This window comes from Glutamicibacter sp. TV12E (assembly GCF_052441935.1).
Taxonomy (GTDB): Bacteria; Actinomycetota; Actinomycetes; order Actinomycetales; family Micrococcaceae; genus Glutamicibacter.
Genome location: NZ_JBQVVF010000001.1, coordinates 3,419,345 through 3,439,261, shown reverse-complemented (window position 1 = coordinate 3,439,261; position 19,917 = coordinate 3,419,345). Strand labels below are relative to the sequence as shown.

Sequence of the window (19,917 nt, the reverse complement as noted above, 5' to 3'; positions counted from 1 at the left end):
GGCGTTCCTTGAATTGCGTCAGGACAACTGCGAGGCCAGGACCTGCTCGTTGAATGGCGCCCAGGCGTCCACCGCCCACTGGCCGAAATTCTTATCGGTCAGCGTCACGCACGCCAGGCGATGCTCCGGATCGACCCACAGGAAGGTGCCGGACTGGCCAAAGTGCCCGAAGGTGCTGGCCGGATGGTCTTTGCCGGTCCAGTGCGGATTCTTGGTGGAACGAATCTCAAAGCCCAGGCCCCAGTCGTTGGGATTCTGCCGCCCGTAACCGGGCAGGATGCCGGCCAGGTTTTCAAAATGAACCCGGGTGGCATTCTCCAGTGTTTCCCGGGCCACGATGGTGGGGTTGAGCAATTCGGCGGCGAACTTGGCCAGGTCCGCGGCCGTGGACCGGCCATCCTTGGCGCAGCTTCCCGCGATCTGGGTGCTGGCCATGCCCAGCGGCGCGAAAACCGCCTCTTCGGCGTACTCGGCCATGCTGATTGAGGTCTGTGCCTCAAGGTGGGCGGCAAGCTTCTCGAAACCGGTATTGGAGTAGCCGCGCTTGGCACCTGGCGCAAAGCGGATGGTCTCGGAATCAAAGTCGTAGCCGGCGGTGTGGGCCAGCAGATGATGGACCGTGGACCCTTCCGGGCCGGCGGGATCGTCGAGGCTGATCGCTTCTTCTTCCAGTGCTACCAAGAAAGTGTAGGCGCTGAGCAGCTTGGTGACCGAGGCCAGCGAATACACGCGGTTCAGCTCACCGTGCTGGTCGACCACGCCACCATGGCCATCGATGACGACGGAAACTGCGTTCGCGGAAGGCCACTGGTCAATCTGGCTCAGAATGCTCATGGAATGATCTATCCCTCGATATTTCTTGATGGTATGTGCGAGCAGAATCAGAAAAACCCGAACACGCTTCGCTAGAATTGCGTGAAGGATTGAGTGCTACTGCCCAAACCAACCTTAGCGATCCGACCCAAACTTAGGAACTTCACGCCGTGCATCTAAAGACTCTTACCGTTCGCGGATTCAAGTCTTTCGCGTCGGCAACAACGTTCGAGTTCGAACCCGGCGTCACCGCAGTGGTTGGCCCCAACGGCTCCGGCAAATCCAATGTCGTTGATGCGCTCGCCTGGGTGATGGGGGAGCAGGGAGCGAAGACGCTTCGCGGCGGGAAGATGGAAGACGTCATCTTCGCCGGCACGTCCGGACGCCCGCCCTTGGGCCGCGCCCACGTTTCGCTGACCATTGACAATGCAGATGGCCAGCTTCCCATTGACTATGCTGAAGTGACCATTTCCCGCACGCTGTTCCGCGCCGGCGGCTCTGAATACGCCATCAACGGGAACTCCTGCCGCCTGCTTGATATCCAAGAGCTGCTCTCGGATTCAGGACTTGGCCGGGAAATGCACGTCATCGTCGGCCAGGGGCAGCTGGACCGCATCCTGCACGCTACCGCCGAGGACCGCCGGGGATTCATCGAAGAAGCCGCCGGGGTGCTCAAGCACCGCCGCAGGAAAGAAAAAACCCTGCGCAAGCTGCAGGCCATGCAGGGCAACCTCGACCGTCTTGAAGACCTCAATGCCGAGGTCCGCCGCCAGCTGGCCCCCTTGGGACGGCAAGCAAAGATCGCGCGCCGCGCCCAAAGCGTGCAGCATGATGTGCGTGATGCCAAGTCGCGCCTGCTCGCTGATGACCTGGTGACCCTCAATAACCGGCTTGCCCAGGACATCGATGACGAGTCCAAGATCCAGGCGCAGCAGCAAGAAGCCTCAGATCGGCTCGAACGGGTCAAAAGGCATATCGCCGAACTTGGCGCCCAGGTCGAAAATGTCACCCCGCGCTTGGGGCAGATGCAAGATACCTGGGTGGCACTGAGCACCCAGGCCGAACGGTTCCGCTCCTTGGCGGCCTTGGCCCGCGAACGCAGCAAACTGCTGGAAAGCAATGAAACCCACTTTGATTCCAGCCGTGATCCTGAACGGCTCGAATCCCAGGCCGAACGCCTGGGCGAAGAACTCGAAGAGCTTGAACTAGCGCTGGAAGACCGGCACGAAATCCTCGCCGAAGCCGTGGAGGCCAAGGAAGAGGCTGAAGAACAGTCCCGGGCCGAGCAGCAGCGCATGGCGGCCATGCTCCGTGCCGCGGCAGACCGCCGCGAAGGAATCTCCCGCCTGGCCTCGCAAGTCGCCTCGGCGCGCAGCCGGGTGGACGTGACCCGGGCAGAGATTATCCGGCTGCAGGAAAGCGTTCAATCCTTTGACTCGGAGCTGCAGCTCGATCAGCGTTCCCATGATGAAGTCTCTGCCGAGCTGGAATCCCAACTTGCCGGCGAAACAGAGCTGAACGAGGAATTTGAGCTGGCGGACAAGAAATTCTCCGCTCTGGCCCAAGCCCAGCAGGCCGATACCCAACGGGAACGCGAACTGTCGGTGCGCGTCTCCGGCTTGCGCTCAAGGCTTGAAGCGCTGAAGCTCAATACCAAGCCCGATGACCAGTCCTCGCAGCTGCTGCAGTCGGCTTCGACTGCGCTGCTCGGGCGCCTAGGCGAGCTGATGACCGTGAACCCCGGCTACGAGCAAGCGGTCGCAGCGATCCTTCGGGACAACGCGGAATCGCTCGTGGCAATTGACGCCCGATCGGCAGCCGGTCTGCTGGAGCAGCTCCAGTCCGAGGAGTCCAGCGCCGTCTTCCTGCACGCGGATATCGGCCAAACCGCCGCGCCATCGCCAAAGCTCCACAACGCCATTAGCGCCCGCGAAGTCGTCAGTTCGGAGAACAAGGTCTCCGCGCTGCTGGATCAGCTGTTCGAAGACCACTACGTCGTTGAAGAACTCGGCCAAGCACGCAGCGTGCTGGCTGAATATCCAAAGGCGAAGGTGACCACCTTGGACGGGACCACGTTCTCGTCCCTGCGCAGCTCCGTGGGTGATGCCGCCGGAGCGTCGCTGATTGCCCAACAGGCCATGGTGGAGCAAACCGAGGCCGAACTGAACGAATGCCAGGGCGAACTCGGACTGGTCGAGGAGCGCATTGCCGCGCGTGCACCGCAGCTCTCCGTCGCCCAGCAGCAACGGGAAGATGCGCTCTCGGCGCTGACCGAATCGGACGCCACGATCGATGAGCTCAGTTCATATCTGGCGCGACTGGGACAAAAGCTGCGCAGCGCGCAGGCTGACAAGCTCAAGCTCATCGAGCGTCTGGAAACCTCGAACGAGAAGCTGGAAATCGAGCAGGAATCCCTTGAAGAGATCACCGAGCGCATGGAGCTTGCATCCACGGACCAGGAAGAAGAAACCATCGATGACGCAGCGCGTGCCGCGCTCGCCGATGCCGCCGCTGCCGCGCGCCAGCAGGAACTAGAAGCCCGCCTGGCATTGCGCAGCAGCGAGGAGCGAGTATCGGCGCTGCGCTCGCGGATCGAGGGTCTTCGCCGTACCGCAGCTGCAGAACGCAATCACCGCGAAGTCGCAGCCCGCCGGGCCGAACAGCGCAAGGCGCAGGCTGCCAACGCGAGCCGTGTCGAACAGGCCGCCGAACGGGTTTTGCGCTTCATCGAAGTCTCGGTGTCCATGGCCGGGCAGGAACGTGAAGAACTTGCTTCCAAAAAAGCCGAACTCGACCAGATGCTCGGCAACCAGCGCACCGAGGCCGAGCAGCTCAGTGCCGAACTGGCCAGGCTGGCCGACGCGGTGCACCGCGATGAGATGGCCCGAGCCGAATTGCGCCTGCGCATCGAGAATCTGGAAACCAAGGCCCTGGAAGAACTGGGATTCACTCCCGATCACCTGATTGCCAACTATGGCCCGGATCAACTGATCCCTGAAGCCATCGATGAAGATGATAAATGGGGGAGCCTGCGCCAAAATGTCGACGAAGACGGCAACCCCGTTGGAACCAAGCCCTTTGACCGCGTTGAACAGGAAAAGCGCCTGAAGAAAGCGGAGCGGGATCTATCGGCCTTGGGCAAGGTCAATCCCCTCGCGCTCGAGGAATTTGCGGCCCTTGAAGAACGGCACAAGTTCCTTTCGGGCCAGCTTGAAGACCTGAAGAAGTCCCGGGGAGACCTGGAGCAGATCATTGCCGATGTGGATGCCCACGTGGAGCGGGTCTTCACCGAGGCCTATAACGACACCGCGGTTCAGTTCAAGCGGATCTTTGACCGGCTGTTCCCCGGCGGCGAGGGCCAACTTGTGCTCACCGATCCAGAACACATGCTGACCACGGGCATCGAAGTCGAAGCGCGTCCCGCCGGCAAGAAAATCAAGCGCCTGTCGTTGCTCTCCGGTGGCGAGCGGTCACTGACGGCAGTGGCCCTGCTCGTTGCCATCTTCAAGGCGCGCCCTTCGCCCTTCTATGTCATGGACGAGGTCGAGGCGGCACTTGATGACATGAACCTGGGCCGCCTGATCACGATTTTCGAGGAGCTTCGCGAGTCCTCCCAGCTGATCGTCATTACCCACCAGAAGAAGACCATGGAGGTGGCCGATGCGCTTTATGGCGTCACCATGCGTGGTGACGGTGTCACCACGGTCATCAGCCAGAAGATGGAACGAACCCTCACTTAGCGGGGTCGCCGCTCCTCGCCCCATGCCATCACATGGCCACGGGGGAGGAGCCTTCCTGCAGTGAAAAGCGCATTAGGGATATAGGCGAACAGCACCGCGCCTACTGGCCGGCGCTGGCCAAATGGCGCCGAGCGATGGCTGTTTGCACAGCTGCCAAGCGTTCTTGGGCTCGCTCCCATTGCGGATCCAGCCGAACGGCTTCACCCATGGCGGCTTCTGCTCCGGAGAGGTCACCAGCCTTGATCAGGCATTCGCCCAAGCGCAGATGCGCTGCTGGCTTGTCCGGTGAAATGCGGCAGGCCAGTTCCATGGCGCTTGCCGCCTGCTGGTAGTCCTTTTGCGCGGCATGGGCGTAGCTGAGGCGTACGTGGTAGTGCGAATTCCCGGGGGACATATCGATGGCCCGTTGCATCGAGACTTGAGCAGAACGGTAGTCCTGTGCTTTCAGCTGCCATTCACCCAGTCGAAGGTAATATTCCGATTTCTCGGGTGCCAGCGCGACGGCGCGCTTCATTTCATCTACGGCATCGGACCAGTGGTTTTGATCTGCGTACGCATAGCTCAAGCGGACGTGCGCCGCCGGTTGGTTGGCATTGATCTGCAGGGAGCGGCCGATGGAGGCTTCTGCCTCTTTTGATCTGCCAGCCTTCAGCAGCAGCTCTCCTAGGCGCAAGCGGGCATCTGCTTTCGACGGCGCCGCTTTGACTGCCTGGCGAATGGCCCGGATGGCATCCGACAGGTTCCCTTGTTTTTCGTGAATCCTGCTGAGGCGCGCATGTGCACGGGCCAATGACGGGTCAATGGCCACGGACCTTTGAAACGCCAATTTGGCTTCCTCGTATTCGCCGGCGGTGAGCAGCATTTCGCCAAGCCGATAGGGCAGCCGCGCGATTTTTGGATTCATGGACTCAGCGGTGCGCATGGCCTTAATGGCGGCGGCGCTATTTCCTTGCCGGGAAAACTCGGCAGCTTGCTTTTCGTGCGGATAGTGCGTGAGCTCGGTGTTGGTTCTCACTACTTTATAGAAGTTGTCCAGGTCAAATTCGCCGTGGGCAATCTCGCTGACGAGGCGCTTGAGCTTGTAGGTGTCATTCAAAAAGAACGAAACCGGATGCCCGCCATATTCCAATGGAACCAGTGTTCCCTTGGTCATGCGCTCGATGCCTTGGGCATGTTCAACGTCTACCGTATCTGGGCAATAGAAGACGTAGCCTTGGGCGTCCTTGCAGTCTCCTGAACGGATGTAATTATGCTTGAAGTCAAAAAGATGTCCTTCATCGCCCCATCGATCGTCCTTGACCTCGCCGTCAGTGGCGATATCGTACAACGGCGAAAGGGCAATGAACGTTTTCGCGCCAAGTTTCGTCGCGAGGCTGATGGCAGCCATGCCACCCATGCTCCCGCCGTAGGTGATTAAAGTGGTCCCCTCGGCACGTTGCTTGATGATGTCGACGACTTGTTCGATTTCATCTGTTTGGTACCAGTGGTTTCTGCTGCGCTTAACCAGGAATTCATTCATGCCAAGTTGTGCAAATATGCCACGCCCATAGCCGCCCTCGAAGGGGCTGGGCTCAATGGCGTCAATATACTTGTTCCTCGCCTCGAAAGTGACGATTGATATGGGAAAACCGCCGTCGTGATAGTCGAGGGCGAGGTCGTGGCCGACAAACAGCTCTTCGTGGATAACGGAATTCTTTAGCACGGGTAAACCCTAGCTTCGCGAGGATGACGGGTTCAATACATTACCGAGGTGTCGCGTCGATTTCTATCGAGGTGAAGCGGACCGTGGTGGCCGATGGGAGAGGGTTCGCGATCTTCCATCGAGAGGATTAGAGTGGTCAAAGCCCAATCGGAGCGATCGTTATGAATTTGTAACATTACTAATCAGGTGGGAAATAGCACCTCCTAGGTGGTCGCATCTAGTGTTGCTTCTCTGTATATAATTAGGGTAGACATACATCGAACCCGGAAGGGTTCTGAAATTTGGGAAATTGATGGCTCTGTTTAGAAGGCGCAGTAAAGCTTCAAGTGGCAATGTTTCGCACGAGGTGTCCCCGCCGGATCAGGGCGAGCCTGCGGCACCAGTGATCCCCGCGAGGCCCGCCAAGGCCATGGCCCCGCAAACTTCCGATGATTCTCAAGCGGTGGAAAAGACTGCTGAGCCGAAAGCGGTCGGAGTTTTCGTCAGCGTCATCATTCCTGTTTACAACTCAATGCCCTACCTAACTGAATTGCTCAACTCCCTGGAACTGCAGGATTTGGACAAGAGCCTTTACGAGGTCATTGCAGTTAATGACGGATCCACTGATTTCGGCGGTGAGATCCTGGACGTCTATGCCAAGCGCAACGACAACTTCACCGTCGTGCATCAGGAAAACAGCGGGTGGCCCGGCAAGCCTCGCAATGTCGGAACTGCACTAGCCAAGGGCGAGTATGTTTTCTACGCGGATTCTGATGACACCTTGGGAACTGAAGCGCTGCGGCGCATGCGCGATTTCGCCTTGGAACATGATGTAGATGTCCTCGCCCCAAAACTCGTTCCCGTTGGCGGTCGAGTGATCCGCACTTCGCTGTTCTCCTCAACCCAGATCGATGTGCCACTCGAACAGATCTTTGCGACTTTGATGCCGCAGAAGCTCATTCGGCGCCAGATGATCCTCGATCACGGCCTGCGCTTTGCTGAGGAAAAAGTCCGCCTCGAAGATGGGATGGTGCTGGCAGGATGCTACCTGCATGCCAAGCGCGTGAGCGTCCTTGGCGATTACGACTACTACTACATTCGTGAACGCGGGGACGGGAACAACATCAGTGCCCAGCCTTTTGAGCCAATGGGCTACGTCGAATCCATGACGCACATCAGCAATACGATTCGCAGCAACACCCTTGACGATCCAGAGCTGGGCCGCCGCCTGATTGCCGGCCTATTCAAGCGCAAGGGCTTGAAGTTCTTCACCGGGGAGCGGTTCTTGAAATACCGTGAAGCCCGTGCCAAGTTGTGGACGGCGGCATTTGGCCCGTACGTCCAGGAATTCCTGGCCGAGCGCACCAATGAAGTGCTCAGCGATCACGATGCTGCCAAGGCCGCGGCAATTATTGCAGGGGACTACGAAGAACTGAAGCGGCTGGCGGCGAAGGATGATGACGTTGCTGGGCGCCCGGAGCTGATCAAGGCCACCAGCAAGAGCGATCATTTCGAACTGCGCTTCGCCAGCCCTGCCATTGGGCCGGCTCCTCGTGGAGTCTATATTGACGAACGCGAAACCGATCGTCGTCTGCAGTTCCCTATCGTGGATCAAGATTCCGGGCAGTACATAGCCAAGATTTCCTATGCAACGTTGGGCGCCAGCCTCAAGGGCAAAGCAGACATACACGTCAGGTACGACCACGCAGAAACCCGGCGTATTCGCATGCCGGCCAACGTCAAGGAAGCAACTTATGCCGGTGCGATTGTGTTCCGGACAGTCACTGGTGCGTTGAGCATCGATCTGCGCAAGGCAAAGCTCGTCTGAGCGCGCACAAGAAAACGATGGAGTGAATGCCAATAATTGGCATTCACTCCATCGTTTTAAAACCGGGTTCCGGTGCCGAGCGTTGCTGCCCGCCGCCGGGGACTAGCTCGGATTCTTTGGAGCTGCGGAGTCCACGTCCAACGCCACGGGGCGGATCGTGCGGGGGACCATCGCCCAACCAATCAAGCCCACCAGCGCAACCAGAGCTGAGATTCCAAAGGCAATTTCATAGTTCAGCGCGTCAGCCAGGAACCCTGCAAGCAGTGGACCGATAATCGCTCCGAAGTCCTGGCACATCTGGAACCCGGCCAATGCCTTGCCGCCGTTGCGTCCTGTGCCGATGACATCGGAAACCGACGCCTGCTGCGCCGGTCCGAGGATGCCGCCGCCGAAGCCGGCGAAAATCGAGCAAATGACGAAGCCGGCGCCCGAGGTGAAAATCCCCATAGATCCGATGGACAGCAGCAAGAGGGCCAAGCCAATCATGACCGGCATCTTGCGGCCCACCTTATCGGTCAGCTTCCCGGAGAAAAGCAGTGCGCAGCCATTGCCAATGGCAAACAGCGCCATCGACAATCCGGCAATCGTGGTGCCCAAGCCCTGCCCGAAAACGGATAAGGCAAAGAGCGGAATCATGCTGTTTCGAATACCGAAGGCCAGCCATCCATAGCTGAAACCGGAGAACAGCGCCGCGCGATAGGCCGGGGAGCTCAGCGCCTCCCGGGTCGTGACTACTTCAATGGCTTGTCGGGTCTTGGCAGAATCCTCGGCATCCCGGTCCAGGTCGCGGCGGCGGCCCAGCGCGAAGTAGACCACGGCTGCAGCAATGACCAGGGCGGTGCCGTAAATGAAGAACGGCAGGCGCATGCCCAGCGGCGCCAAGAAGCTTCCGAGCACTGGACCGGCAACGTTGCCCAGCAAGAAGGCGCCGGCGTACAGCCCGGAAATGCGGCCGCGGGACTCTTCGGGTGAAAGCCTCGCTATCAAGGCCATAGCGGAAATGGTGAACATGGTTGAGCCGAATCCACCGAGCCCGCGAGCGATCAGCAACTGGGTGTAATCCTGGACGATGCCGCACAACAGCGTTGATACGGCCACCAGCAAGACCCCTGTGACGTAGATGCGCGGTTCCCCGAGCTTGCCCACCAACGCGCCGGCCACCGGAGCGAAAATCAAACGGGTAAAGGCAAAGATGCTCACGATGACACTGGCCGCCGCCGCGCCCACATCAAAACTCACCGCATACTGCGGCAGGATCGGGGCGATGAGCCCAAACCCCAAAGCGATAATGAATGCCGCCACCAGAAGGACGCCAATTTCGCGGGGGATCGGGGCGCGTGAAGCCGCTTTGCGGTTGAAAAACTTGATCATTGCCGATGGCCTGGAGCTAAACAGGCCTCCCAGCCTTTCTACGGGATAGATGAGGGCGATAGGGCCAAACTAAGTCTATGTCCTCTTGGTCTTTCATATTTTGGCTACATGATCATGGCTCGGTGTGGGTACCACTAGGCTGGTCCAGGCCATTCAGCTGCAAGTTCACAATGGGCCGGAACATTGAGCAAAGTGGGCACGCATATGGTTGGCTAGAGTGGAATTCGGGCATGCATCCCTCGGGCAGGACGGAGCTCTGTCTTATACAGCGTGATGAAGCTACAACCAATTCATTCGTATTCGAAGTCGAACTACATGGAGGAAGAACTTGGCAGAGCTGGCCAGCGCCCATCATTGTGCTATTGCCGAATTGGCTAATGACCCCATCGGTAGCGCAATTTTTACGAAGTTCTCCAGTGACGAAACCGAGATTCATGCCGCGGTACCTGTCCTGGGGTCGACCGTTGCAGTCCGATGCGTGCCTTCGAGCGAGGGATATATTGTCGGATGCGTCGGAACTAATGCCGCTGCCCTCCAATGGCTTAACGACGTGCTGATTACGCAGGCATCGGTGGAATTCGATGTGCATGGTAATCCAATGCATGCGCTAGCCACCCGCGTGCCAACCGGAAATGTCCCGGCGGAGATGATCCGCGCGGGACAAAAATTGTTGGCATTGCGCAGGCAAGAGGAAGTTGGGGATTTCGACCCGGGGACCCACATTCCCATGCATTGGTATTCGGCGAAACTCAACTTTGGCGACTGGGTGGGGCCTCAAATGGTCCAGGCATATTCGGGTCGTCAACCTATTCAGTTCAACCGCCCCGGAACCAATGCCCGGGCCTTATTCAGCGTTGGTTCGATTGCAGGCAAGATCAACCGGAACAATGTTGACGTCTGGGGCAGTGGCTTGATGCGTCCATTGACGATCAAGGAAGTTGAAGTGCGCAAGCGGCTCAAAGGGATTAAGGTCCACGCGGTGCGTGGCAAGCTGACCCGTCGTGAACTGCAAGATTCACTCGGTTGGGAAGTTCCCGAGGTCTATGGTGACCCTGCGCTACTATTGCCCGATATGATCCTGCCCCATGACCAAGGTCACGGCCAAGTCGCAGTCGTTCCGCACTACGTTCATTTGCCAAGAATTGACCACACTGCTGTGAGTGGACGAGTGGTAGATGTGCGCAATGATGTCAAGACAGTCGTCGAGGAGATCGCCGGGGCCCAAGCGGTGGTGTCCAGCTCCTTGCATGGTTTGATTGTTGCGCAGGCATATGGTGTGCCTTGGGTATGGCTTGATGTCATTGACCATCAGCTGGGGGGCAAGGACTTCAAGTTCGAGGACTTCTTCAGCTGTCTGGACCGCGAGACCGTAAGCCGGATACAGATCAGCGCAAGCGAGCTCGCAAGTATTGATCTAGCGGCACTGGGAGCCAAGGCGACGCTGCCGGCGCTTCAGATTGACTTGTCCCTGTTACGCGACGCGTTTCCGATCGATCCTGTGTCCGGCCCGCTGCACGAAGATTTTCGTGCCCGTGTAGAAGTGCTCCGCTAGCCCGGAACTGTCCATTAACATGGGGCACCTGGCCAGATGCGGACGTGTCAGGCAGGTGCTTTGTCTACAGCCGAAAGGCTTGCCGCCTGACGCTACGGATTTTTCTCGCCATCGGTAGTCACTGCGGTGGCTTCGGGGCGCGGTGCGCCCTTGAAGACATTCTCATAGCTGTTTGAGAGATGGCCGATATCCAGCGCTCGTTTTCCGGCCCCAGCAAGGCGGTGGGCAAGGATCCCTCCGGCGGGCCCCAAGGCGATGAGCACGAGTTCACAGTCGCTGTCGGCAACGAGAGCTTGAACGCGATCCAAATCGTCGTACGCTCCCACTGGTTTCGAATAAATGAACTCGTGGCTCGCAAGGTTGTCGAACAGTTCAGGAATCAGTTCAAATCGTGACCCTTCACCGGTCACGATAGCCACCTTTTTGCCATCCCATACTTGACGCCACAGATCGACGGCACGCTGTCCCAAGGTCGAGAAGGCTTGGGGGCGAGTAACATGGGCGCAAGCGTAGGCGCGGTCAGAAGCTGTAAGTTGCACTAAGCGCGGCCATAGTTCTTGATATACGCCGGACCAATGTGCATCACGGAACAGCTGAGGAAAACCGACTGCCAAGTTGGCGTCATTACTGGTGAAAACATTCCGAAGGTCTTCTTGGAGTTCGGAGGAGTTCTTCTGAAAGCGAAGATTAAAATCATTGAGCAGCATGAGCCGGAACTCGCCGTCACCGAAACGTGACATGGACACATCCGTTGTGGCTAGCAGTTCCAGGGTTTCCAGTAGCGTTTTGACTTGATTGCGGTGGAACTTTGATACATCCTGCATGACTTCAGAGGTTGCCGCAAGCCGGATGGTTTCGAGCTCCCGTCGATGTGTCTTCAGCTCATTGTGAATCTGGCGCAGCAGGGTCTTCTGATCCCGGTCGGCAGTAATTGGCGGGTCCAGCGTTACTGCGATTGGCCTGCTATTGACTACTTTGACGCTGAAAATACGGTTGGCGACTTTTCGAATGCGATCTAACATGCGGAAATCCTCTTTCACTCCAGCTCTTGTTGAGCTTATCATTCTCCTCCTGCGTTATTTCCACTGCGATCGGCGCTGCAGACACGTAGTCATCCGCTTCTGACTAGGATAATCATCAGCGGGGTCAATCATTGGGCCTGGTTCAATCCGCAGACTTTGAAAGAATAATCGTCGAACCGCGGGCCGTATTTGAAGCCGCTATTGCAGCATGGCGCGCTCGGGCTTCACATCTTCCATTGGCGACATCATTTCGGCGATAATCTGCGGGCGTGCCGCGCAGGATTAGCGTGTCGGGCCCGTGCCCTATGGCGGCGCACCTTGCTTGACGGTTTGCAGCCGAGAACCAGCAGCAGCGGCACTGCCAGTGGGCCTCGCCGGTCGCGCTCCAAGAAGTATCGAGAAACTAGGCTCTTCTTTCTTGGTGCAGTACGGGGCATCGTCCCCAAAGACGAGGAGGTGTGAGACGATTTAACGCGTGTCTGATTCGCTTACATTAACCATCATCATTGTCGCGGTTGTTGCCGTGGTGGGCATTGGCGTCATTGCCTTTGTCACCAAGGGCCGCAAGCCCAAGACTCCATATACTTCCGAGCGCGATGCTGACGACCTGCCAGCCGGTCAAACCGCAGAAAGCACGACCGAGGCTATTGCTGACTCCGCCGGTGCAACCGATGCGGCCGTCGCCGTTGAAGAGCCCGTCGTACCGGCAACGCCGCAGCTCGATGTTCCCGAGCCGGTCCAGGGCCGATTGGCGCGACTGCGTGCCCGCTTGACCAAGTCCAACAACATGTTCTCCAAGGGACTGCTGGCGCTGCTCAGCCAGGACACCATTGACGAGGATGTCTGGGAAGAGATCGAAGAGAATCTGCTGATGGCAGACCTCGGCACCGAACCAGCCATGGAACTGGTCGATGCCCTGCGCGAACGAGTGAAGATCGAAGGCAGCAAGGATCCCGCCCGCGTGAAGGCCATGCTCCGCGAGGAACTGCTCAAGCTCGTGGATCCGAGCCTGGATCGCAGCTATCTGCCTGAGCCGCACCCGGATCGTCCAAGCATCATCATGGTCGTGGGTGTCAACGGCGTTGGCAAAACCACCACCATCGGCAAAATGGCCCGTGTCCTCGTCGCCGAGGACAAGGACGTGCTGTTGGGTGCCGCTGACACCTTCCGAGCGGCAGCAGCCGAGCAGCTGGCCACCTGGGGAGACCGCGTGGGTGTTCCAACGGTTCGCTCCGACATCGACGGTGCCGATCCGGCCTCGGTGGCTTTCGAAGCAGTTTCCGCCGGCATCGACCAGGAAGTCGACATCGTCATGATCGACACCGCCGGACGTTTGCAGAACAAGGTCGGATTGATGGACGAGCTTGGAAAGATCAAGCGCGTCGTCGAGAAGAAGGCCACCATTGACGAGGTGCTGCTCGTCTTGGATGCTACTACCGGACAGAACGGCCTGCAGCAGGCCAAGGTCTTCTCGGAGGTGGTCAACGTGACCGGCATCGTGCTGACCAAGCTCGACGGCACCGCCAAGGGCGGCATCGTTGTCGCTATCCAGCGGCAGCTGGGCGTACCGGTGAAGCTGGTTGGCCTGGGCGAGGGCCCGGATGATCTGGCGCCATTCAGCCCGGAGGACTTCGTGGACGCTTTGCTCGAAGGCTAGCAGGCAACGACAGGCCGGGCGGGCCTCGCTATGGCGGTACCGCCCGGCCTGTTTGCGCGTCAAATTGGATGCGCCACGCCGATGGCGATCAGTCGATGTAAATTCTGGATCGGCACGAACATTGCCGGGTTGCGCGGTCCGTTGCGCCATGTCAGTACTGAAATATGTTGCGGATAGCCGCAGCCAGTGGATCCAAGCAGCCGCTTGGATGCCCAGGATTCCCAGAAACATGCCAGTTACCTTCGGTAGAAATGAAGGCTGGAAGTTTAACGTGAAATTACTACACCTGAACACCAGATGACGTTGGCGCGACCAACTGTTTGGATCGTTCGGTCTCCACCCGCAAAGGATCTCTTAGGACGTGACGTCGAACCAAGACCTGCCCTTGCCCATTCAACGCGACCCGAGGCCCCGGGCCTTCCGCGCTGACATCCAGGGACTTCGCGCCATTGCCGTTGGCATTGTGGTGCTCTATCACTTCTGGGGACATTACCTTCCAGGTGGATTCGTCGGCGTTGATGTCTTCTTTGTCATCTCAGGATTCCTGATCACCTCGCACCTTATTTCCAAGCCGCCAAAGAATTTGGCGGATGTAGGGCGTTTCTGGATGCGCCGAGTCAAGCGGCTTATCCCTGCCTCCTTCGTCGTGATTTTATGCAGCGTCGTGGGGATTTGGTTGATTGCTCCCGCCACGGTGTGGCAAGACTGGGGCTTGCAGGCCATAGCTGCGACCTTTTATTTCCAGAACTGGTTCCTCGCCCTCACCAAGGTCGATTATCTGGCCGAAGGCGATGCCGTAAGCCCGTTCCAGCATTTCTGGTCGCTGTCCGCAGAAGAGCAGTTCTACTTCGTGTGGCCAATCCTGATTGGCGCGCTGGTCATTGCCGCGCTGCGGTTCCGGCTGAAGCCCGGGACCGTGGCGCTAGCTGGAGTAGGCACGGTCTTCGCGGTGTCCCTGGGATACTCCATCTACGCCACGGCCACCGATCCGGGCAGCGCATATTTCTCCACCTTCACCCGCGCTTGGGAGTTCTCAGCAGGAGCGCTGGTCGCAGCCTTGGGAAGCAGGATGCACGCAGCGAAAAAGGACTGGGTCAGTCTGGTAGGCGCATGGGGAGGCATGCTGGCTCTTGCCTTCAGCGCGCTGGCCTTCACCGGCGATATGCCGTTCCCCGGCTATATTGCCGCCGTCCCGGTATTGGGCACGGCATTGCTGTTGCTTTCGCATTCCACGCACAAGTATTCGCCCAACATTTTCCTGAACACCAGGCTTTTCCAATTCTTCGGCGATAACTCCTATGCGATCTATCTCTGGCACTGGCCGCTGCTGATCCTCATGCCGTATCTCGTTGATGACTTTGAGTGGCCGCAGAAGTTCATTGCCTTGGCCCTGACTTTGGTTCTTGCTGTCCTGACGCAGAAGCTGGTGGAGGTCCGTTTCCGGAAGTTCATCGATACTTCCGCCATCCTCTCCGCCCCGCGCTTCCTGGCAGCCGGAAGCCTGGTCCTCGCCCTTGTGGCAGGCAGCTTCTACCTGACCAGCGCACGTATCATCCGGGATGCGGAAAATATCGACGCTGCCCTCGCTTCGGTGCAAGAAGAACTGGGCGAAGACTGCTTCGGACCAGAGGGGCTGTCAGCTAGCTGTGATGATCCGCAGACGCTTCAAACCTCCTACGAGAGTGCTGCGCCGGCGCCTGTCGTTGCGAAAGAAGACAAGCCGCGGGTATATGCGGACGACTGCTTCTCGGGCGCAGGGACAGATTTCGCGACTCGCCCCGTATGCAACTACGGACATGGGGAAATCAAGGTGGCGCTGGTGGGCAATTCCCATGCGGGACAGTGGTTCCCTGCCATTGACAAGGTCGCCAAGGCACATGGCTGGAGCCTGGATACCTATCTGGCCAGCCGGTGTGCAGTACTCGATGCCCCGCAGGAGTTCGAGTCGGAAGAAGACGTTCAAGGCTGCAATGACTATGCCCGCTGGGCTACGAAGCAGTTTGAAAAAGAGGACTACGACCTGATCATCAGCTCCAACAGATTCGCCCAGCCTCTTGCGGGACGCACCCTGGCAGAGAGCGAGGCCCCAGGGCGCGATGCCTATGAAGAAATGCTCCAGGACTGGAGCGATACCGGGGCAGAGGTCGCGGTGATCCGCGACACTCCGTGGCCCGGGTCAACGGTAGGAAACATTCCGGACTGCGTGGCAGCGAATTCCGCAGACTACAAGGATTGCTCCGCAGCTGCTGACGAATGGATTCCCATGGACCCGCAGGCCGAAGCAGTCAAGGCGCTGGATGATCCAGACGTCGTGAGCATCGACATGAATGATCAGCTGTGCGATGACACCACGTGCTACCCAGTCGTCGGAGGAGTCATGGCCTATTGGGACCACTCTCATTTGAGCGAGACCTACGTGCAGATGCTGGCCGAGACCGTCGACTCCCGCTTGCAGAAGGCCGTTGATTCAAAGGATCTCTTTCCTGGATCCTCCAGCTGATACTGCAAGCTAATAGCAAAACAGAGCTGGCGTTGAACCATTCCTGAACTGGGTCCCGAAAGTTGGACTTACTAAATAATAGTCCTGCTCAGGCTGCAAGGGTATGACACCGATATTCCATCGGAGTCATACCCTTCAGCCGTTCCTTACGACGACTGCTGTTGTACCAATCGATATACACCTCAACCTCCACCTTGAGCTCCTCATAATCCGCGAAATGCTCTCCATGAAACATCTCTGACTTGAGATGTCCAAAGAAATTCTCCATGACCGAGTTGTCGAAGCAATTGCCTTTACGAGACATGGACTGCACCGCGCCATGCTCCTCCAGCAATCGTTTCCACGATTGATGCTGATACTGGAAACCTTGATCCGTATGCACCAACAGCTTCTTGTTGAAGTCCCGGGAACCTAAAGCCAGTGCCAAGCTTTGACTGGTGAACGCCGTAGTAGGTGACGAGGCGATCGTGTAGCTCCGGATGCTGTGGTCAAACAGATCCATAATCGGTGACAAATACAGTTTTCTCTGATCAACTCTGAACTCAGTCACGTCACTGACGTAAACGGTATCCGGAGCTTCAACATCAAACTGTCGTTGCAACAGATTCTCAGCGATCTTGCTCTGCTCACCCTGATACGAGTTATAACGCCGCTTCGGGCGCGCTTTGGATTGGAATCCGAGGAGCCGCATGAGCTTGCGGACCAGCTTCCTACCGACATTCCAGCCTTCAGCGCGAAGGTCCATGTGAACTCTTCGGTACCCGTAGCGCCGTTTGCTGGTCTCAAAGGACGTGGTGATGGCTGTTTTGAGTTCCGCGTGCGGATCCGCCTGGTCCATCAGTTTCAGATGGTAGTAATAGGTTGACCTGGCCAATCCTGCCGCGGCAAGCAGGTCTGTGAGGTCGTGTTCTGACTTGAGAGTGACAATCGCTTTGGTTTTTAGCGGTGCCCCTGCTCCCTCAAGTCCCGCAATTTTTTCAGGTAGGCCACCTCGGCGAGCAGTCGCTTGTTCTCCCGGCGAAGCTTCTCTTCTTCGCTCAAAGGTTCAGGCCGAGCGGCGCCTTTAGGCCGTCCTTTGGGTTTGGGCATGAGCGCTTCGTCCCCACCTTGGCGCCATGCTCGCGTCCAACTCTTCACCAATTCCTTAGAGCTGATATGGAACTCGGCCGCGAGATCCATACCAGTTTCACCGGCGAGGTACCGCTGAACGACTTCCTTCTTGATCTCGAAGGAATATACAGTCTTGGTTGGCTTTTCCATAAGACAAAGCCTGCCATGTAATCGCCACCGATCGTAAAGCTTCTCCGTGGCAGAGTAACGAACGTTCAGTTGGCTGGCGGCAGCTTTCGATCCCATGCCGGCTTCAAAAAGATCAACGAGTCGTTCTCGTTGGCCCTCGGTTAATGTGCTGCGTGTTCGCATGAAGATGCTCCCCAGAAGTAGTTCTGATTTCTCAGTCCAACTTTTGGGGAGCAGTTCATTCCTGGTCCCGCGCCAGCTCTTTTTATCCCCGAGGTTTTGCTGGGGGCACCGGGGCGTCCCTCCCTGGCCGGAAGGCAGAAACCGTCGGGTCGCCTTTCAGCCAGAATCGCCAAGGATAAGCAGGCCCTCCTGCGACTCCGGCCACCCCGACACGAGGTCCTCTGGCAATATCAGTCTCCGCCACTCCGCTTTGGACAATGTGAAATGGCTCAGCCAGCAAATCCAAGCCGTCATGCGATTCACGAGTAATGCCCAAAGCCGCCGCGAGATTGCCAGGCCCGCGGGCCAACTGGGCATCCTTGACGTATTTCGATGCAGGGCGCGGACTCTGCTTGGCATGTCTTCGTTCCCGCGCCAGATCGATCCCTTGGACAATCTGTCCTGAACGTACCAGTACGCCGGATGCCACATGCTCCTCGGAGCACACCAGATTCAACGCGAAGTGCATCCCATAGCTGAAATACACATAGGCGTGGCCCGGCGGCAGGAACATCGAGGAGTTGCGGGCAGTTTTTCGATCCTTGGAATGGCTGCCCGGATCGTAAGGGCCGGTGGACCCGACGCCCAGATAGGCTTCGGCCTCCGTGATTCGCAGGCTCACTGGCCCCTGGGGAGAATCGACGCTCAGGATCGTGCCAAGCAGGCGAGGGGCCACGCTGAGCGCATCAGGCATGAAGAAGGATCGGTCCACGACCCCAGTATGCCAGCGCGTCAACTTCCAGGCTTACTTTCGCCCTGCATTCACATGGACACCGGCCATTCGTGAAGGCTTTGAAACATGCCGGAAACCGGTTCGAGAAGCAAACGTTACCCCGACGCGCTCTTGGATACATTCTTGAAATGCGGCAGCGAGGGAACCGAAACATGGTTAGCGAAGAATGGTCTCAACACCGGGCCAAGGACACCGCAAATCTGCAGCCGGCCCGACTCGCCACCGACACACCGAACACCTTGAGGGGAAGTGATCCAGATGGAGTTGGACGTAGCCAGCTTATGGATCCTGATAGCAGCCGCACTTGTACTGATGATGACGCCGGCATTGGGACTTTTTTATGGCGGCATGACGCGAGCTACCGGCGTCGTCAACATGATGCTGATGAGCTTCTCCGCCGCGGCAATCACCGCCGTGGTCTGGGTACTGTGGGGGTACTCGTTCTCCGCAGGTGAACCAACCATCGCAGGTATCGTAGGAAATCCAATCAGCGATTTCGCGATGCACAACACCGAACAGGCAGACCTGCTTTCTGCAGGCTTCTCCGGCACCTTCGCCATGATTTCGGTGGCCATCATCTCCGGCGCCATCGCCGACCGTGCTCGTTTCGCTCCTTGGCTCTTCTTCATCCCGCTGTGGGTCACCCTGGTGTACGCACCGGTTGCGTTCTGGGTCTGGGGTGGCGGACTGCTTTCCGCAGACGGCGCACTGGGTAAGATCTTCGGCGAAGCAATCGACTTCGCTGGTGGTGCTGTGGTCCACACCAACGCAGGTATCGCGGCTCTTGTACTCGCACTCAAGCTCGGCCAGCGCCACAACTTCCATGATCGCCCGCAGCCGCACAACACTCCACTGGTTATGCTCGGCGCAGGCCTTCTGTGGTTCGGCTGGTTCGGCTTCAACGCCGGCGCTGCCACCACCATCGAGCAGGCTGGCCTGATCTGGATCAATACTTTCGCAGCACCAGGCGCCGCAGTGCTCGGCTGGATCCTCGTTGAAAAGCTGCGTGGAGAGCGTGCAAGCTCGGTAGGCGTAGCATCCGGTCTCGTCGCAGGCCTGGTGGCCATCACTCCTTCTTGTGCAGACGTCGCCCCATGGGCAGCACTGCTGCTGGGCGTCCTGGCCGGTGCTGGTGCAGCTTGGGCAGTGAACCTGAAGTGGAAGCTCGGCTACGACGACTCTCTCGACGTGGTTGGCGTCCACCTGGTCGCCGGTATCATCGGCACCCTCTTCCTTGGATTCTTTGCACTGCCCAATGAGGAAAGCGCAGGCGGCCTGTTCTACGGCGGCGGTCTCGCACAGCTCTTCGCGCAGTTCATGACGCTTCTCGTGGTCATCGCCTTCTCCGCCGGCATGACGTGGATTATCGCCACGATCATCGGCAAGTTCAGCCCATGGCGTGTATCGGCCGATATCGAAATCGCCGGCATCGACGCAGCGGAACACAACGAGGCCGGTTACCAGCTGGCATCCAAGTAAAGAGGTGGGAACTGAAAAATAGCAAATACATCATCAAGGGGTAGGACACGATTCTGGTGTCCAGGAAACCGCCGGTGGGC

13 protein-coding genes are annotated in these 19,917 nt (G+C 58.3%); 6 read left to right on the top strand and 7 right to left on the bottom strand.

Annotated elements, in window-relative coordinates; all coding sequences use genetic code 11:
• Positions 1-18 precede the first annotated feature (18 nt).
• Positions 19-834 (bottom strand): serine hydrolase domain-containing protein, encoded by an 816-nt coding sequence (locus ACT7DV_RS16370; protein ID WP_444664172.1) that lies wholly within the window; start codon positions 832-834, stop codon positions 19-21.
• A 149-nt stretch (positions 835-983) separates the two neighbouring features.
• Here ACT7DV_RS16370 and smc point away from each other — a divergent pair, with 149 nt between their 5' ends.
• Positions 984-4,553 (top strand): chromosome segregation protein SMC, encoded by a 3,570-nt coding sequence (smc, locus tag ACT7DV_RS16365; RefSeq protein WP_444664170.1) that lies wholly within the window; start codon positions 984-986, stop codon positions 4,551-4,553.
• 100 nt (positions 4,554-4,653) lie between these two features.
• On the opposite strand, the gene ACT7DV_RS16360 is transcribed toward smc, so the two are convergent.
• A complete protein-coding gene (locus ACT7DV_RS16360; protein ID WP_444664168.1) occupies positions 4,654-6,255 on the bottom strand; it encodes a tetratricopeptide repeat protein in 1,602 nt (533 codons plus the stop codon).
• Positions 6,256-6,601: 346 nt separating this feature from the next.
• Between ACT7DV_RS16360 and ACT7DV_RS16355 the strand changes: the two genes are divergently transcribed.
• Entirely contained in the window at positions 6,602-8,062 is a 1,461-nt protein-coding gene (locus ACT7DV_RS16355; protein ID WP_444664166.1) for a glycosyltransferase family 2 protein, read from the top strand.
• A 102-nt stretch (positions 8,063-8,164) separates the two neighbouring features.
• On the opposite strand, the gene ACT7DV_RS16350 is transcribed toward ACT7DV_RS16355, so the two are convergent.
• Positions 8,165-9,433 (bottom strand): MFS transporter, encoded by a 1,269-nt coding sequence (locus tag ACT7DV_RS16350; protein ID WP_444664164.1) that lies wholly within the window; start codon positions 9,431-9,433, stop codon positions 8,165-8,167.
• Between the two features lie 328 nt (positions 9,434-9,761).
• On the opposite strand from ACT7DV_RS16350, the gene ACT7DV_RS16345 reads away from it, so the two are divergent.
• Positions 9,762-10,985 carry a polysaccharide pyruvyl transferase family protein gene (locus ACT7DV_RS16345; RefSeq protein WP_444664162.1) on the top strand — a complete coding sequence of 408 codons (1,224 nt, stop codon included), beginning with the start codon at positions 9,762-9,764 and terminating at the stop codon, positions 10,983-10,985.
• Between the two features lie 92 nt (positions 10,986-11,077).
• Here the strand turns inward: ACT7DV_RS16345 and ACT7DV_RS16340 are convergent, their stop codons facing one another.
• Complete coding sequence (locus tag ACT7DV_RS16340; RefSeq protein WP_444664160.1) at positions 11,078-12,007, bottom strand: GT-D fold domain-containing glycosyltransferase; 930 nt, start codon at positions 12,005-12,007, stop codon at positions 11,078-11,080.
• Positions 12,008-12,482: 475 nt separating this feature from the next.
• Between ACT7DV_RS16340 and ftsY the strand changes: the two genes are divergently transcribed.
• Both ftsY and ACT7DV_RS16330 read left to right on the top strand, forming a co-directional pair.
• The gene (ftsY, locus tag ACT7DV_RS16335) at positions 12,483-13,664 is read left to right on the top strand and encodes a signal recognition particle-docking protein FtsY (RefSeq protein WP_444664158.1); all 1,182 of its coding nucleotides are present in this window, start codon (positions 12,483-12,485) and stop codon (positions 13,662-13,664) included.
• A 361-nt stretch (positions 13,665-14,025) separates the two neighbouring features.
• A complete protein-coding gene (locus tag ACT7DV_RS16330) occupies positions 14,026-16,164 on the top strand; it encodes an acyltransferase family protein (protein WP_444664156.1) in 2,139 nt (712 codons plus the stop codon).
• An 88-nt stretch (positions 16,165-16,252) separates the two neighbouring features.
• Here ACT7DV_RS16330 and ACT7DV_RS16325 read toward each other — a convergent pair whose 3' ends face one another.
• The 3 genes from ACT7DV_RS16325 to ACT7DV_RS16315 form a co-directional block, all read right to left on the bottom strand.
• Positions 16,253-17,056: an IS3 family transposase gene (locus ACT7DV_RS16325; RefSeq protein WP_444664868.1), complete on the bottom strand. Its 804-nt coding sequence runs from the start codon at positions 17,054-17,056 to the stop codon at positions 16,253-16,255.
• 47 nt (positions 17,057-17,103) lie between these two features.
• On the bottom strand, positions 17,104-17,586 hold the full coding sequence (locus tag ACT7DV_RS16320) for a transposase (protein WP_444664025.1): 483 nt from the start codon (positions 17,584-17,586) through the stop codon (positions 17,104-17,106).
• Positions 17,587-17,668: 82 nt separating this feature from the next.
• Positions 17,669-18,337, bottom strand: a complete 669-nt coding sequence (locus ACT7DV_RS16315; RefSeq protein ID WP_444664154.1) for a DNA-3-methyladenine glycosylase — start codon at positions 18,335-18,337, stop codon at positions 17,669-17,671.
• A 279-nt stretch (positions 18,338-18,616) separates the two neighbouring features.
• On the opposite strand from ACT7DV_RS16315, the gene ACT7DV_RS16310 reads away from it, so the two are divergent.
• The gene (locus ACT7DV_RS16310; RefSeq protein ID WP_444664152.1) at positions 18,617-19,837 is read left to right on the top strand and encodes an ammonium transporter; all 1,221 of its coding nucleotides are present in this window, start codon (positions 18,617-18,619) and stop codon (positions 19,835-19,837) included.
• Positions 19,838-19,917: the final 80 nt, after the last annotated feature.

What these genes read in the sequence shown, in the direction of transcription:
- ACT7DV_RS16370 (WP_444664172.1), bottom strand. Translation starts at nt 834, where the DNA reads ATGAGCATTCTGAGCCAGATTGACCAGTGGCCTTCCGCGAACGCAGTT.
- ACT7DV_RS16350 (WP_444664164.1), bottom strand. Translation starts at nt 9,433, where the DNA reads ATGATCAAGTTTTTCAACCGCAAAGCGGCTTCACGCGCCCCGATCCCC.
- ACT7DV_RS16340 (WP_444664160.1), bottom strand. Translation starts at nt 12,007, where the DNA reads ATGTTAGATCGCATTCGAAAAGTCGCCAACCGTATTTTCAGCGTCAAA.
- ACT7DV_RS16320 (WP_444664025.1), bottom strand. Translation starts at nt 17,586, where the DNA reads ATGCGAACACGCAGCACATTAACCGAGGGCCAACGAGAACGACTCGTT.
- ACT7DV_RS16310 (WP_444664152.1), top strand. Translation starts at nt 18,617, where the DNA reads ATGGAGTTGGACGTAGCCAGCTTATGGATCCTGATAGCAGCCGCACTT.